General features: G+C 54.1%; 17 protein-coding genes and 1 tRNA gene. 13 read left to right on the top strand and 5 right to left on the bottom strand.

From position 1 onward, the window contains the following. From napG to ccmH, 12 genes are read left to right on the top strand one after another with little or no spacing between them, the layout of a single operon-like run. Entirely contained in the window at positions 1 to 696 is a 696-nt protein-coding gene (gene napG, locus WES_RS07190; protein ID WP_000091291.1) for a ferredoxin-type protein NapG, read from the top strand. Further along, positions 683 to 1,546, top strand: coding sequence for a quinol dehydrogenase ferredoxin subunit NapH (gene napH, locus WES_RS07195; protein WP_016158642.1), 864 nt, complete (start codon positions 683 to 685; stop codon positions 1,544 to 1,546). Before napG ends, napH begins: the two co-directional genes overlap by 14 nt. Then, the gene (napB, locus tag WES_RS07200) at positions 1,543 to 1,992 is read left to right on the top strand and encodes a nitrate reductase cytochrome c-type subunit (RefSeq protein WP_000835177.1); all 450 of its coding nucleotides are present in this window, start codon (positions 1,543 to 1,545) and stop codon (positions 1,990 to 1,992) included. The genes napH and napB overlap by 4 nt, the downstream gene beginning before the upstream one ends. A gap of 9 nt (positions 1,993 to 2,001) precedes the next feature. After that, entirely contained in the window at positions 2,002 to 2,604 is a 603-nt protein-coding gene (gene napC / locus WES_RS07205) for a cytochrome c-type protein NapC (protein ID WP_000528377.1), read from the top strand. Between the two features lie 12 nt (positions 2,605 to 2,616). Then, positions 2,617 to 3,240: a cytochrome c biogenesis heme-transporting ATPase CcmA gene (gene ccmA, locus WES_RS07210; protein WP_077637338.1), complete on the top strand. Its 624-nt coding sequence runs from the start codon at positions 2,617 to 2,619 to the stop codon at positions 3,238 to 3,240. Next, complete coding sequence (ccmB, locus tag WES_RS07215; protein WP_000971724.1) at positions 3,237 to 3,899, top strand: heme exporter protein CcmB; 663 nt, start codon at positions 3,237 to 3,239, stop codon at positions 3,897 to 3,899. Before ccmA ends, ccmB begins: the two co-directional genes overlap by 4 nt. 41 nt (positions 3,900 to 3,940) lie before the next feature. After that, positions 3,941 to 4,678: a heme exporter protein CcmC gene (ccmC, locus tag WES_RS07220; protein ID WP_001295447.1), complete on the top strand. Its 738-nt coding sequence runs from the start codon at positions 3,941 to 3,943 to the stop codon at positions 4,676 to 4,678. Continuing rightward, positions 4,675 to 4,884, top strand: coding sequence for a heme exporter protein CcmD (gene ccmD / locus WES_RS07225; RefSeq protein WP_000186540.1), 210 nt, complete (start codon positions 4,675 to 4,677; stop codon positions 4,882 to 4,884). Before ccmC ends, ccmD begins: the two co-directional genes overlap by 4 nt. Beyond that, positions 4,881 to 5,360 (top strand): cytochrome c maturation protein CcmE, encoded by a 480-nt coding sequence (ccmE, locus tag WES_RS07230; RefSeq protein WP_016158640.1) that lies wholly within the window; start codon positions 4,881 to 4,883, stop codon positions 5,358 to 5,360. The genes ccmD and ccmE overlap by 4 nt, the downstream gene beginning before the upstream one ends. Beyond that, entirely contained in the window at positions 5,357 to 7,300 is a 1,944-nt protein-coding gene (ccmF, locus tag WES_RS07235; protein WP_016158639.1) for a cytochrome c-type biogenesis heme lyase CcmF, read from the top strand. The genes ccmE and ccmF overlap by 4 nt, the downstream gene beginning before the upstream one ends. Beyond that, a complete protein-coding gene (gene dsbE / locus WES_RS07240; RefSeq protein WP_000824453.1) occupies positions 7,297 to 7,854 on the top strand; it encodes a thiol:disulfide interchange protein DsbE in 558 nt (185 codons plus the stop codon). Before ccmF ends, dsbE begins: the two co-directional genes overlap by 4 nt. Then, on the top strand, positions 7,851 to 8,903 hold the full coding sequence (gene ccmH / locus WES_RS07245; protein ID WP_016158638.1) for a cytochrome c-type biogenesis thiol:disulfide oxidoreductase CcmH: 1,053 nt from the start codon (positions 7,851 to 7,853) through the stop codon (positions 8,901 to 8,903). The genes dsbE and ccmH overlap by 4 nt, the downstream gene beginning before the upstream one ends. Positions 8,904 to 9,116: 213 nt before the next feature. Here the strand turns inward: ccmH and narP are convergent, their stop codons facing one another. From narP to WES_RS07265, 4 genes are all read right to left on the bottom strand, one after another. After that, entirely contained in the window at positions 9,117 to 9,764 is a 648-nt protein-coding gene (gene narP / locus WES_RS07250) for a nitrate/nitrite response regulator protein NarP (RefSeq protein ID WP_010350424.1), read from the bottom strand. A 182-nt stretch (positions 9,765 to 9,946) separates the two neighbouring features. Continuing rightward, a tRNA-Pro gene (locus WES_RS07255) sits at positions 9,947 to 10,023 on the bottom strand. Positions 10,024 to 10,097: 74 nt separating this feature from the next. After that, the gene (gene yejM / locus WES_RS07260; protein ID WP_016158637.1) at positions 10,098 to 11,858 is read right to left on the bottom strand and encodes an LPS biosynthesis-modulating metalloenzyme YejM; all 1,761 of its coding nucleotides are present in this window, start codon (positions 11,856 to 11,858) and stop codon (positions 10,098 to 10,100) included. Positions 11,859 to 11,877: 19 nt separating this feature from the next. Further along, the gene (locus WES_RS07265; RefSeq protein ID WP_001135667.1) at positions 11,878 to 12,105 is read right to left on the bottom strand and encodes a YejL family protein; all 228 of its coding nucleotides are present in this window, start codon (positions 12,103 to 12,105) and stop codon (positions 11,878 to 11,880) included. 181 nt (positions 12,106 to 12,286) lie between these two features. Here WES_RS07265 and yejK point away from each other — a divergent pair, with 181 nt between their 5' ends. Continuing rightward, positions 12,287 to 13,294, top strand: a complete 1,008-nt coding sequence (gene yejK / locus WES_RS07270; protein WP_000050780.1) for a nucleoid-associated protein YejK — start codon at positions 12,287 to 12,289, stop codon at positions 13,292 to 13,294. Positions 13,295 to 13,458: 164 nt separating this feature from the next. On the opposite strand, the gene rplY is transcribed toward yejK, so the two are convergent. After that, positions 13,459 to 13,743, bottom strand: coding sequence for a 50S ribosomal protein L25 (gene rplY, locus WES_RS07275; RefSeq protein ID WP_000494183.1), 285 nt, complete (start codon positions 13,741 to 13,743; stop codon positions 13,459 to 13,461). Positions 13,744 to 13,801 lie beyond the last annotated feature (58 nt).

Raw genomic sequence — 13,801 nt, 5'->3', positions numbered from 1 at the left:
ATGTCCCGGTCAGCGAAACCTCAAAATGGTCGCCGCCGCTTTCTGCGCGATGTTGTTCGCACAGCAGGCGGGCTGGCTGCCGTGGGTGTGGCGCTGGGGTTACAACAGCAAACCGCACGCGCATCTGGCGTGCGGTTGCGCCCGCCCGGAGCCATAAACGAGAACGCCTTTGCCAGTGCCTGTGTGCGTTGCGGTCAGTGTGTTCAGGCTTGCCCTTATGACACCTTAAAACTGGCGACGCTGGCTTCTGGCCTGTCGGCGGGCACGCCATATTTTGTCGCACGGGATATTCCTTGCGAAATGTGTGAGGACATTCCGTGCGCCAAAGTGTGCCCGAGCGGTGCGCTGGATCGTGAGATCGAATCGATCGACGACGCGCGGATGGGGCTGGCGGTGCTGGTGGACCAGGAAAACTGTCTCAACTTTCAGGGGCTGCGCTGCGATGTTTGTTATCGCGAATGCCCGAAAATTGATGAGGCCATCACCCTGGAGCTGGAGCGCAACACGCGTACCGGTAAGCACGCCCGCTTTCTGCCGACGGTTCACAGCGACGCCTGTACCGGTTGCGGTAAGTGCGAAAAAGTGTGCGTGCTGGAACAACCGGCAATCAAGGTGTTACCGCTGTCACTGGCGAAAGGGGAGTTAGGTCACCATTACCGCTTCGGCTGGCTGGAGGGGAACAATGGCAAATCGTAAACGTGACGCCGGGCGCGAGGCGCTGGAGAAAAAAGGCTGGTGGCGCAGCCACCGTTGGCTGGTGTTACGTCGCCTTTGTCAGTTCTTCGTGCTGGGGATGTTTTTGAGCGGTCCGTGGTTTGGTGTGTGGATCTTGCACGGCAACTACAGCAGTAGCCTGTTATTCGACACCGTTCCGCTGACCGATCCGCTGATGACGCTGCAAAGTCTTGCCAGCGGTCATCTGCCTGCCACGGTGGCGTTGACCGGTGCGGTAATTATCACCGTGCTCTACGCCCTGGCAGGAAAGCGATTATTTTGTAGCTGGGTCTGCCCGCTGAACCCAATTACCGACTTAGCGAACTGGTTACGCAGGCGCTTTGAGCTCAATCAGTCTGCGACCATCCCGCGCCACATTCGGTACGTGCTGTTGGCCGTGATCCTGGTGGGATCGGCCTTAACCGGCACGCTCATCTGGGAATGGATCAACCCCGTTTCCCTGATGGGGCGTAGCCTGGTAATGGGATTCGGCAGCGGCGCGCTGCTTATTCTCGCACTGTTTTTATTTGATCTACTGGTCGTTGAACACGGCTGGTGCGGGCACATTTGTCCGGTTGGCGCGCTGTATGGCGTGCTGGGTAGCAAAGGTGTGATTACCGTTGCGGCCACCGATCGGCAGAAATGTAACCGCTGTATGGATTGTTTTCATGTTTGCCCGGAACCGCATGTGCTACGTGCCCCGGTGCTGGATGAACAAAGCCCGGTGCAGGTCACCAGCCGCGATTGCATGACGTGCGGTCGCTGCGTGGATGTCTGTTCTGAGGATGTATTTACAATAACTACACGATGGAGTTCGGGAGCGAAATCATGAAAAGCCATGACCTGAAGAAGGCGCTGTGTCAATGGACGGCGATGCTGGCCCTGGTGGTGAGCGGCGCGGTTTGGGCGGCTAATGGCGTCGATTTTAGCCAGTCGCCGGAAGTATCCGGGACGCAGGAAGGGGCCATTCGGATGCCAAAAGAGCAGGAACGAATGCCGCTGAACTATGTGAATCAACCGCCAATGATCCCGCATAGCGTTGAAGGTTATCAGGTAACGACCAATACCAACCGCTGCTTGCAGTGCCACGGTGTTGAAAGCTATCGCACCACAGGCGCGCCGCGCATCAGTCCTACTCACTTTATGGACAGCGACGGCAAAGTGGGCGCAGAAGTGGCTCCGCGTCGTTACTTCTGTCTGCAATGTCACGTGCCGCAGGCCGATACCGCGCCAATCGTGGGGAATACCTTTACCCCGTCAAAAGGTTACGGGAAATAAGAGGTTATTATGGGAAATTCTGACCGTAAGCCTGGTCTGATTAAGCGCCTGTGGAAATGGTGGCGTACCCCCAGCCGTCTGGCGCTGGGTACGCTGCTGTTGATCGGCTTTGTTGGCGGCATCGTCTTCTGGGGTGGCTTTAACACCGGGATGGAAAAAGCCAATACCGAAGAGTTCTGCATTAGCTGCCACGAAATGCGCAACACGGTGTATCAGGAATACATGGATTCCGTGCACTACAACAACCGTAGCGGCGTGCGTGCGACCTGCCCGGATTGTCACGTTCCGCACGAGTTTGTGCCAAAGATGATACGCAAGCTCAAAGCAAGTAAAGAGCTGTATGGTAAAATTTTTGGCGTTATTGACACGCCGCAGAAATTTGAAGCTCATCGCCTGACGATGGCACAGAATGAGTGGCGGCGCATGAAGGACAATAACTCGCAGGAGTGCCGTAACTGTCACAACTTCGAGTATATGGATACAACCGCCCAGAAATCTGTTGCCGCTAAGATGCACGACCAGGCGGTGAAAGATGGGCAAACCTGTATTGATTGCCATAAAGGGATAGCGCACAAGCTGCCCGATATGCGCGAAGTCGAGACAGGTTTTTAACAGGGTTATTGCGTGGGTATGCTTGAAGCCAGAGAATTACTTTGCGAGCGGGATGAACGAACATTATTTAGTGGTTTGTCGTTTACGCTGAATGCAGGAGAGTGGGTACAAATTACCGGCAGCAACGGTGCGGGGAAGACAACGCTTCTCCGTTTGCTGACGGGATTGTCTCGCCCTGATGCGGGTGACGTTCTCTGGCAAGGGCAGCCCTTGCATCAGGTACGCGACAGCTACCATCAAAATCTGTTATGGATAGGCCATCAGCCGGGGATCAAAACCCGGCTGACGGCGTTAGAAAATCTGCACTTTTATCATCGCGATGGCGATACCGCACAATGTCTGAAAGCCCTGGCGCAGGCCGGGCTTGCCGGATTCGAAGATATTCCCGTTAATCAACTCTCTGCCGGGCAACAACGCCGCGTGGCGCTGGCGCGTCTGTGGCTGACCCGTGCCACGCTGTGGATCCTCGACGAACCTTTTACCGCGATTGACGTTAACGGCGTCGATCGTCTGACCCAGCGAATGGCGCAGCATACGGAGCAGGGGGGGATTGTGATTCTGACTACCCACCAGCCGCTCAACGTTGCTGAAAGTAAAATCCGCCGCATTTCGCTGATGCAAACGAGGGGCGCATGATGTTCTGGCGCATTTTCCGTCTTGAGCTGCGCGTGGCGTTTCGCCATAGCGCCGAAATCGCTAATCCGCTGTGGTTCTTCCTGATTGTTATTACCCTTTTTCCGCTCAGTATTGGCCCGGAGCCGCAGCTGCTGGCGCGCATTGCACCGGGAATTATCTGGGTTGCGGCGCTGCTTTCTTCACTGCTGGCGCTGGAGCGGCTGTTCCGTGACGATTTGCAGGACGGCAGTCTTGAACAATTGATGTTGTTGCCGTTACCCTTGCCCGCCGTTGTGCTGGCGAAGGTGATGGCGCACTGGATGGTAACCGGTCTGCCGTTACTCATCCTCTCGCCTCTGGTGGCATTGCTACTGGGAATGGACGTTTATGGCTGGCAAGTGATGGCGCTGACGCTGCTGCTGGGAACCCCTACGCTTGGCTTTCTCGGCGCACCGGGCGTGGCGCTGACGGTGGGACTTAAGCGCGGTGGTGTGCTATTGAGCATACTGGTGTTACCGCTGACTATCCCATTACTCATTTTTGCCACCGCCGCGATGGACGCGGCTTCCATGCATTTGCCCGTTGACGGGTATCTGGCAATTTTAGGTGCGTTGCTGGCAGGCACCGCGACATTAAGCCCTTTTGCGACGGCGGCAGCGTTACGAATCAGCATTCAATAACGCTGAATTACTGATTTTTGTTCAAGTCTGGTATCGAAACTATGTGGAAAACACTGCATCAACTGGCGATCCCACCACGGCTGTACCAAATCTGTGGCTGGTTTATACCGTGGCTGGCAATCGCCAGTGTGGTTGTGCTTACCGTCGGCTGGATCTGGGGATTCGGCTTTGCCCCCGCTGATTATCAGCAGGGAAATAGCTACCGCATTATCTATCTGCATGTACCTGCGGCGATCTGGTCGATGGGCATTTATGCCTCAATGGCGGTGGCGGCGTTTATCGGCCTTGTCTGGCAGATGAAAATGGCCAACCTGGCGGTGGCGGCGATGGCGCCCATTGGTGCCGTGTTTACCTTTATTGCCCTGGTCACCGGTTCCGCGTGGGGGAAACCGATGTGGGGCACCTGGTGGGTATGGGACGCACGCCTGACTTCTGAACTGGTGCTGCTGTTTCTGTATGTGGGTGTGATTGCCCTGTGGCACGCCTTCGACGACCGCCGTCTGGCAGGCCGTGCGGCAGGTATTCTGGTGCTGATTGGCGTGGTGAATCTGCCGATTATTCATTACTCCGTGGAGTGGTGGAACACCCTGCATCAGGGATCAACGCGGATGCAGCAAAGTATCGATCCGGCGATGCGTTCGCCGCTACGCTGGTCGATTTTTGGCTTCCTGCTGCTGTCCGCCACGCTGACGCTGATGCGGATGCGTAATTTGATTTTGCTGATGGAAAAACGCCGTCCGTGGGTGAGTGAACTGATACTGAAAAGAGGCCGTAAATGACCCCTGCATTTGCTTCCTGGAATGAATTTTTCGCAATGGGCGGTTACGCCTTTTTTGTCTGGCTGGCGGTGGTGATGACCGTTATTCCGCTGGTGGTTTTGGTCGTGCACTCGGTGATGCAGCATCGCGCAATTCTGCGTGGCGTGGCGCAACAGCGGGCGCGTGAGGCGCGTTTACGTGCTGCGCAACAGCAGGAGGCTGCATGAATATTCGCCGTAAAAATCGGTTGTGGATTGCCTGTGCTGTGCTGGCGGGGCTGGCGCTGACGATTGGTCTGGGGCTGTATGCGCTGCGCTCGAATATCGACCTTTTCTATACGCCGGGGGAGATTCTCTATGGCAAGCGTGAAACTCAGCAGATGCCGGAAGTCGGTCAGCGCCTGCGCGTCGGTGGAATGGTGATGCCGGGTAGCGTGCAGCGCGATCCCAATTCGCTGAAAGTAACGTTCACCATTTACGACGCTGAAGGTTCGGTCGATGTCTCTTACGAAGGCATTTTGCCGGATCTGTTCCGTGAAGGGCAGGGCGTTGTGGTGCAGGGCGAACTGGAAAAAGGCAATCATATCCTCGCGAAAGAAGTGCTGGCGAAACACGATGAAAACTATACGCCGCCAGAAGTTGAGAAAGCGATGGAAGCTAACCACCGTCGCCCGGCGAGTGTTTATAAGGGCCCAGCATCATGATGCCGGAAATTGGTAACGGACTGCTGTGCCTGGCGCTAGGGATTGCGCTGCTGCTGTCCGTGTATCCGCTATGGGGCGTGGCGCGCGGGGACGCGCGCATGATGGCGTCTTCCCGCTTGTTTGCCTGGCTGCTGTTTATGTCTGTAGCTGGCGCATTTCTGGTGCTGGTCAATGCTTTCGTGGTCAACGACTTTACCGTCACCTATGTTGCCAGCAACTCCAATACCCAGCTTCCGGTGTGGTATCGCGTGGCGGCTACCTGGGGCGCGCATGAAGGCTCGCTACTGCTGTGGGTGCTGCTGATGAGCGGCTGGACCTTTGCGGTAGCGATTTTTAGTCAGCGTATTCCGCTGGATATTGTGGCCCGTGTACTGGCGATAATGGGGATGGTCAGTGTCGGCTTTTTGCTGTTCATTCTCTTTACCTCTAACCCGTTCTCACGCACGTTGCCGAACTTCCCGATTGAAGGTCGCGATCTTAACCCGCTGTTGCAGGATCCGGGGCTAATCTTCCATCCGCCTCTGCTTTATATGGGGTACGTCGGCTTCTCGGTGGCGTTTGCTTTTGCCATTGCTTCTTTGCTGAGTGGGCGTCTGGACAGCACCTACGCACGTTTTACCCGCCCGTGGACGCTGGCGGCGTGGATCTTCCTGACGCTCGGCATTGTGCTCGGTTCCGCATGGGCCTATTACGAACTCGGCTGGGGCGGCTGGTGGTTCTGGGATCCGGTTGAAAACGCCTCGTTTATGCCGTGGCTGGTTGGCACTGCGTTGATGCACTCGCTGGCGGTCACTGAACAACGCGCCAGCTTCAAAGCGTGGACATTACTTCTGGCAATCAGTGCCTTCTCGCTGTGTCTGCTGGGGACTTTCCTCGTGCGTTCCGGCGTGCTGGTATCGGTACACGCGTTTGCGTCTGATCCGGCGCGCGGTATGTTTATCCTCGCCTTTATGGTGCTGGTGATTGGTGGTTCACTGCTGCTGTTTGCCGCGCGTGGACACAAAGTTCGCTCACGCGTAAACAATGCGCTGTGGTCGCGGGAATCTCTGTTGTTAGCGAACAACGTTTTGCTGGTCGCCGCGATGCTGGTGGTGTTGCTGGGGACGCTGCTGCCGCTGGTGCACAAGCAACTGGGACTGGGCAGTATTTCGATTGGCGAACCGTTCTTCAACACCATGTTTACCTGGCTGATGGTGCCGTTTGCGCTGCTGCTAGGTGTTGGCCCTCTGGTGCGCTGGGGGCGCGATCGCCCACGTAAAATCCGCAATTTATTGATTATCGCCTTCATCTCTACGGTGGTGCTGTCTCTGCTGTTGCCGTGGCTGTTCGAAAGCAAAGTTGTGGCGATGACGGTGCTCGGCCTGGCAATGGCCTGCTGGATTGCGGTGCTGGCAATTGCGGAAGCTGCGCTGCGTATTTCACGCGGCACGAAAACCACCTTCAGTTATTGGGGGATGGTGGCGGCTCACCTGGGGCTGGCAGTGACAATTGTTGGCATTGCCTTTAGCCAGAATTATAGCGTTGAGCGTGATGTGCGCATGAAGTCCGGCGATAGCGTCGATATTCATGAATATCGCTTCACCTTCCGTGATGTAAAAGAGGTTACTGGCCCAAACTGGCGCGGCGGTGTGGCGACTATCGGCGTGACGCGTGACGGCAAACCGGAAACGGTGCTGTATGCGGAAAAACGTTATTACAACACCGCTGGTTCGATGATGACTGAAGCGGCAATTGACGGCGGTATTACCCGTGACCTGTACGCAGCACTTGGCGAAGAGCTGGAAAACGGCGCGTGGGCAGTTCGTCTTTACTACAAACCGTTTGTTCGCTGGATCTGGGCGGGCGGGCTGATGATGGCGTTGGGCGGGCTGTTATGCCTGTTTGATCCTCGCTATCGCAAGCGCGTGAACCCGCAAAAAACTGCGCCGGAGGCTGTATGAAGCGCAAAGTATTGTTAATTCCTTTGATTATCTTCCTGGCGATTGCCGCAGCCTTGCTGTGGCAGTTGGCGCGTAATGCCGAAGGGGATGATCCGACCAATCTGGAATCGGCGCTCATTGGCAAGCCGGTGCCGACGTTTCGCCTCGAATCACTGGATAATCCCGGTCAGTTTTATCAGGCGGACGTGCTGACCCAGGGCAAACCGGTGCTGCTCAACGTCTGGGCGACCTGGTGCCCGACCTGCCGTGCGGAACATCAATATCTGAATCAGCTTTCTGCGCAGGGCATCCGCGTGGTGGGTATGAACTATAAAGACGACAGGCAGAAAGCGATTAGCTGGCTGAAAGAACTGGGCAATCCTTACGCGCTAAGCCTGTTTGATGGCGACGGCATGTTAGGGCTGGATCTTGGCGTGTATGGCGCGCCAGAAACGTTCCTCATCGATGGCAACGGCATCATTCGCTATCGCCATGCGGGCGATCTCAATCCTCGCGTCTGGGAAGAAGAGATCAAGCCGCTGTGGGAGAAATACAGTAAGGAGGCCGCACAATGAGGTTTTTATTGGGCGTGCTGATGCTGATGATCTCCGGCTCGGCGCTGGCAACCATCGACGTGTTGCAGTTTAAGGATGAAGCACAGGAACAGCAGTTCCGCCAGCTCACGGAAGAACTGCGCTGTCCGAAATGCCAGAACAACAGCATTGCCGATTCCAACTCGATGATTGCCACCGACCTGCGTCAGAAAGTGTATGAACTGATGCAGGAAGGTAAAAGTAAAAAAGAGATTGTCGATTATATGGTGGCGCGTTACGGCAACTTCGTCACTTACGATCCGCCGTTAACGCCGCTGACCGTGCTGCTGTGGGTGCTGCCAGTAGTGGCTATTGGCATTGGCGGTTGGGTCATTTACGCCCGTTCGCGGCGTCGGGTACGCGTGGTGCCGGAAGCGTTTCCTGAACAAAGCGTGCCGGAAGGTAAGCGTGCCGGATATGTTGTTTATCTGCCGGGTATTGTGGTGGCGTTAATTGTGGCTGGCGTCAGCTACTACCAGACGGGCAATTATCAGCAGGTGAAAATCTGGCAGCAGGCCACAGCGCAAGCTCCGGCATTGCTGGACAGGGCGCTGGATCCGAAAGCCGATCCGCTCAACGAAGAAGAGATGTCACGTCTTGCGCTGGGGATGCGTACTCAACTGCAAAAAAATCCAGGAGATATTGAAGGCTGGATTATGTTGGGGCGCGTTGGGATGGCGCTGGGTAACGCCAGTATCGCGACTGATGCATATGCCACAGCGTATCGCCTCGATCCGAAAAACAGCGATGCTGCGCTGGGTTACGCGGAGGCGTTAACGCGTTCTTCTGACCCTAACGATAACCGCCTGGGCGGCGAGTTGTTGCGTCAACTGGTGAGAAGCGACCATAGCAATATTCGCGTGCTGAGCATGTATGCGTTTAATGCCTTTGAGCAGCAGCGATTTGGCGAAGCCGTTGCTGCGTGGGAGATGATGTTGAAACTCTTGCCTGCCAACGATACTCGCCGTGCGGTGATTGAGCGCAGTATCGCGCAGGCGATGCAACATTTGTCGCCGCAGGAGAGTAAATAAGAAGAAGCCCGATGGTGACGCCATTGGAGCCAGGCGGATGACAACGTGCGCTATGTTTATGCCGGATGCGGCGTGAGCGCCTTATCCGGCCTACAAAATCGTGCAAATTCAATACATTGCTCGATCTGCGTAGGCCTGATAAGCATAGCGCATCAGGCAGTTTTGTGTTTGTCATCAATCTCAGCCCGATGATAAATCCATCGGGCTATTTTTTTATTGTGTCCCGCGTTGTTGCAGGAACAGAATGGTGGCCGCCACGCGTGAGCGGACATTGAGTTTACGCAGCAGATTGCGAATGTGCACTTTTACCGTCTGTTCAGAAATATTCAACACCGAGGCAATTTGCTTATTCGACAGCCCTTGCGCCAGTTCGTGCAGAACATCCAGCTCACGCTCCGTTAGCACGCTGAAGGGATCTTCTTCCGCACCGAACATTTCACGCTCGCGTAAGTACTGATTGACGCGTTCGCTAAAGACTTTGCTGCCTTTTGCTCCGGCGCGAATTGCTTCCAGTAATACTTCCGGGTCGCTGTCTTTTAGCAGATAGCCGTCTGCGCCTGCGTCTATCAGTGCAAAGATATCGCTGGAGGCATCTGATACGGTCAGGATAATAATTTGCGCGGTAACGCCATCCCTGCGCAAGGCATTGAGGGTATCCAGGCCACTCATACCTTTCATATTGAGATCCAGCAAGATAACGTCGATATCCAGTCGATTAGCCAGATCGATAGCACTAGCGCCGTCGCCTGCTTCGGCGACCACTTCAAAACCAGGATCAAGCTCCAGTAACTGACGAACACCGCGTCGCATAAGTGGATGATCATCCACAATCATCACCTGAAAAGGCGTTGCTTCAGGCATAGTAGTCTCCTGAGGTTTTATTAGAATCATTATGTTTGAGCGTAGCGTTGGTAACGCTACCAGGCGCGTGAATGTTACCCCATTTTATGTATGGGCATGTAGTAAAACTGCAAGTGAGGGTAGCAAGACAATGCTATGGATATAAAAAAACCAACCGTAAAGGTTGGTTTTCTTGGGATTTTTGGTCGGCACGAGAGGATTTGAACCTCCGACCCCCGACACCCCATGACGGTGCGCTACCAGGCTGCGCTACGTGCCGACTCGTGGCTGCTTATACTACCGTTTTCCACAACGATTGCAAGTAAGATATTTTGCTAACTGATTTATAATTAATCAGTTAGCGATGAAACGCTTCTCGTCTGTCAGCACTTGCAATAACAAACTTAACTGTGGTTTTTCGTCTTTCACTCTTTCGCCACGTAAGTTGTAAGTGCGGTATTTACCGTTATTGTTCAATACCAGCGTCATTTTCGGGGTGGTAATTGCCAGCGTATCGTTATCCGCAGCTGTAACCCAGTAATGACGGCGCTCAGGGTTGAACAAATCCTGACCTTGCGAATATTCGCTCGCCGGTGTGCTGACGTGTAGCAGACGTTGCATCAGCGTGGTCATCAGATCGGTATGGTCGGTCAGGGTATTAATTCGCTGTGCCGGTGTGCCTGGCCAGTGAATCACTAACGGCACCTGAAGATGACCGTGGGACCAGTCAAAGGTTTCTTCCTCTTCGCTCAGCGGAATACCCCGACCGGCAGTAATAATCACCACCGTATTGTCCAGCTTGCCGGACGCTTTCAGCGCATCAAGCACGCGGTTAATCTGGTCATCGACATTACCTGCCGCGCGGCTATATTTCCGTGCAAATGCCTGCTGATTGCTGTCGTCAATGTTAGTGCCATTGAAAGAAACCCACGAGAACCAGCGGTTATCTTCTTGTGCGTAGCGGCCCAGCCAGTTGATCCACTGCGTGGCGGTCTGATCGTCAGATTGGGTGCGTACGCTCGGCATCGAGAAATCTGACAACAATGCCTGGCGATACAGCGGGCTGGTAAAGCCATCTGACGAGAATAACCCCAGCTGATAGCCTTGCTGATTAAGCGCAGTAATTAACGCCGCAGGGGTACGGGTCGACAGAATGCCGTCCATATAGCTCGGCGAGATGCCATAGAACAGGCCAAAGATGCCGTTGTCTGTAGTGTTGCCGGAGCTCATATGGCGCGTGAACGAAATATTTTGCTCAGCAAAACCTGCCAGTGCAGGCATCTGCTTCTCGAAGCGTGAGTAGTTCAGGCCATCGACAGTAATCAACAGCACATTCTGCCCGGTGCCCATATCGCGATAGCGCAGTTCGCTTAACGGATACTGAACGGAAACGGCGTCTGGATTACCTTGCTCAATAAGACGGCGTTGATACTCCTGCGCATCAAGCAGACCATGCTTCTCAAGAAAACGTCGCGCCGTCATCGGGTACGAAAGCGGCAGGTTAGCGCGCTGCATGGTGATCGGGCGATAGAAGTTGGCATCGGCCCAGATATACACCACATGCGAGGCGATAAAGGCGATAAATAAGAATGCGGCCAGCGGGCGCGCGAAGCGCCGACGACGCGTCAGGCTGCGCAGCTTTTGCCAGCTCCACGTCGCAAACACCAGTTCAAGCAATAAAATAACCGGCACGCTGATGAACATCAGCTGCCAGTCGCGCGCCATCTCATTTTCGTCTGGGTTGATAACCAGTTGCCAGACGATGGGATTAAGATGGAGATGGAAACGAGTAAAGACTTCGCTATCGATCAGTAATAGCGTCATTCCCGCCGTTGCCAGAATGACGGACAAAAACCTCATCAGCCTCTGGGAGCCGACGATAAAGGTCAGCGGGAAGAGGATCAGCAAGTAGGTGGCGAACACCAGGAAGCTGAAATGGCCGATAATGCTTACGTAGGAATAAATACGACCCGCAAGCGTTGTCGGCCAGTCGGCGATAAACAGGTAACGGCTGCCAATGACGAGCGAAAGCAGAATATTGAACAGTGCAAACCAGTGCCCCCAACTGACCATCTGGGAGACTTTTTCACGGTAGCGCTGACGATGAGTTACCATAACCTGTTATCTGTTTCCCTTAGTGCGCTTTGTCTTCGTTGATAGAGGACTGTAAGGCGCGGGCAAAAGAGTTGGCAATCGCCTGGCGCTGAGCCGGGGCAATGCTGGTGTTGATAAGGTTGGTGACCATATTGCCTAACACCATCAGGGAAAGGTCGGTCGGAGCCTTATGTTTTTCCAGTACGTTGAGCAGCTCTGCGAGCAATTGTTCAACCTGTTCATCACTGTAGCGGGAAATTTGTGGCATAAATCGAAATCAGTTAGTTGATGAAAGGGCAACATATTACCGTAGCAACGGTTTTTTTTCTGCTTTTTTATACTTTAAATCATTCGCGTTACGCCACCTTCTGTAAAATGACCGCCATCTTTTATTGCGTCGCTTAACCGGCGGTGGTTGAATACCGCCCGGTCTTAAAGGAGAGTTTATCATGAGTCTGGATATCAACCAGATTGCTCTGCACCAGCTTATCAAGCGTGATGAGCAGAACCTTGAGCTGGTGCTGCGCGATTCATTGCTGGAACCGACGGAAACCGTCGTTGAGATGGTGGCAGAGCTGCATCGTGTCTATAGCGCCAAGAACAAAGCCTACGGTTTGTTTAGCGAGGAGAGTGAGCTGGCGCAGACGCTGCGCTTACAGCGTCAGGGCGAAGAAGACTTTCTGGCATTTAGTCGGGCAGCAACTGGTCGCCTGCGTGACGAACTGGCGAAATATCCTTTTGCTGACGGCGGCTTCGTGCTGTTTTGTCACTATCGCTATCTGGCGGTTGAGTATTTGCTGATTTGCGTACTGAACAATTTAAGCAGTATGCGCGTTAACGAAAACCTCGACATCAACCCGACCCATTATCTCGATATTAATCATGCGGATATTGTTGCGCGTATCGATTTAACCGAATGGGAAACCAATCCAGAATCGACCCGTTATCTTACTTTCCTGAAAGGGCGGGTAGGGCGCAAAGTGGCTGATTTCTTTATGGACTTCCTCGGTGCCAGCGAAGGGTTGAATGCGAAAGCGCAAAACCGTGGTCTGTTACAGGCGGTCGATGACTTTACCGCCGAAGCGCAACTGGATAAAGCAGAACGGCAGAACGTTCGCCAGCAGGTTTATAGCTACTGTAATGAGCAATTGCAGGCGGGTGAAGAGATCGAGCTGGAGTCGCTGTCGAAAGAACTGGCGGGTGTCAGTGAGGTGAGCTTCACGGAATTTGCGGCTGAAAAAGGCTATGAACTGGAAGAGAGCTTCCCGGCAGATCGTAGCACGCTGCGTCAGTTGACTAAGTTTGCCGGTAGCGGTGGTGGCTTAACCATCAACTTTGATGCAATGCTGTTAGGCGAACGGATTTTCTGGGATCCGGCGACCGATACCCTGACCATTAAGGGCACGCCGCCGAACTTACGCGATCAGCTTCAGCGCCGGACGTCTGGCGGTAATTAATCGGGTTTGTGTTATGAATGCCAGATGCGGCGTGAACGCCTTCTCTGGCCTGCAAATAACGGTAATACCTGTATGCCTGATAAGACGCACTGCGTCGCATCAGGCATAATCTGCAGATACAAAAAACCCCGCCGGAGCGGGGTTTTTTACAACTTATTCAGCGATTAAGCGCGAACGAAGTCGATGTGCTGCAGCTTCGGTTTGTACGGGTGACGCTGTACGTCCTGAGCTTTAACTTTGATTTCTTTACCGTCAACAACGATGGTCAGAACTTCGCTGTAGAATTCAGCTTTAGCTTGCATGTTCATGACTTTGTCGTGATCCAGCTCGATAGCCAGCGGCGCTTCTTTGCCACCGTAGATGATTGCCGGGAACTTGTTAGCGGCGCGCAGGCGGCGGCTCGCACCCTTACCCTGCTCTTTACGTACTTCTGCGTTGATAGTAAACATTTCTTTCTCTCTTAAATTAATCCTGCTACAGGCGACCCAGCAACAGGTAAGTGATCTG

This window comes from Escherichia sp. KTE31, assembly GCF_000407925.1.
Lineage (GTDB): Bacteria > Pseudomonadota > Gammaproteobacteria > Enterobacterales > Enterobacteriaceae > Escherichia > Escherichia ruysiae.
This window is presented reverse-complemented; position numbering and strand designations above follow the sequence as displayed.

Coding starts and splice junctions, on each gene's coding strand:
- napG (WP_000091291.1), top strand. CDS start 1: ATGTCCCGGTCAGCGAAACCTCAAAATGGTCGCCGCCGCTTTCTGCGC.
- napH (WP_016158642.1), top strand. CDS start 683: ATGGCAAATCGTAAACGTGACGCCGGGCGCGAGGCGCTGGAGAAAAAA.
- napB (WP_000835177.1), top strand. CDS start 1,543: ATGAAAAGCCATGACCTGAAGAAGGCGCTGTGTCAATGGACGGCGATG.
- napC (WP_000528377.1), top strand. CDS start 2,002: ATGGGAAATTCTGACCGTAAGCCTGGTCTGATTAAGCGCCTGTGGAAA.
- ccmB (WP_000971724.1), top strand. CDS start 3,237: ATGATGTTCTGGCGCATTTTCCGTCTTGAGCTGCGCGTGGCGTTTCGC.
- ccmC (WP_001295447.1), top strand. CDS start 3,941: ATGTGGAAAACACTGCATCAACTGGCGATCCCACCACGGCTGTACCAA.
- ccmD (WP_000186540.1), top strand. CDS start 4,675: ATGACCCCTGCATTTGCTTCCTGGAATGAATTTTTCGCAATGGGCGGT.
- ccmE (WP_016158640.1), top strand. CDS start 4,881: ATGAATATTCGCCGTAAAAATCGGTTGTGGATTGCCTGTGCTGTGCTG.
- ccmF (WP_016158639.1), top strand. CDS start 5,357: ATGATGCCGGAAATTGGTAACGGACTGCTGTGCCTGGCGCTAGGGATT.
- dsbE (WP_000824453.1), top strand. CDS start 7,297: ATGAAGCGCAAAGTATTGTTAATTCCTTTGATTATCTTCCTGGCGATT.
- ccmH (WP_016158638.1), top strand. CDS start 7,851: ATGAGGTTTTTATTGGGCGTGCTGATGCTGATGATCTCCGGCTCGGCG.
- narP (WP_010350424.1), bottom strand. CDS start 9,764: ATGCCTGAAGCAACGCCTTTTCAGGTGATGATTGTGGATGATCATCCA.
- yejM (WP_016158637.1), bottom strand. CDS start 11,858: ATGGTAACTCATCGTCAGCGCTACCGTGAAAAAGTCTCCCAGATGGTC.
- WES_RS07265 (WP_001135667.1), bottom strand. CDS start 12,105: ATGCCACAAATTTCCCGCTACAGTGATGAACAGGTTGAACAATTGCTC.
- yejK (WP_000050780.1), top strand. CDS start 12,287: ATGAGTCTGGATATCAACCAGATTGCTCTGCACCAGCTTATCAAGCGT.
- rplY (WP_000494183.1), bottom strand. CDS start 13,743: ATGTTTACTATCAACGCAGAAGTACGTAAAGAGCAGGGTAAGGGTGCG.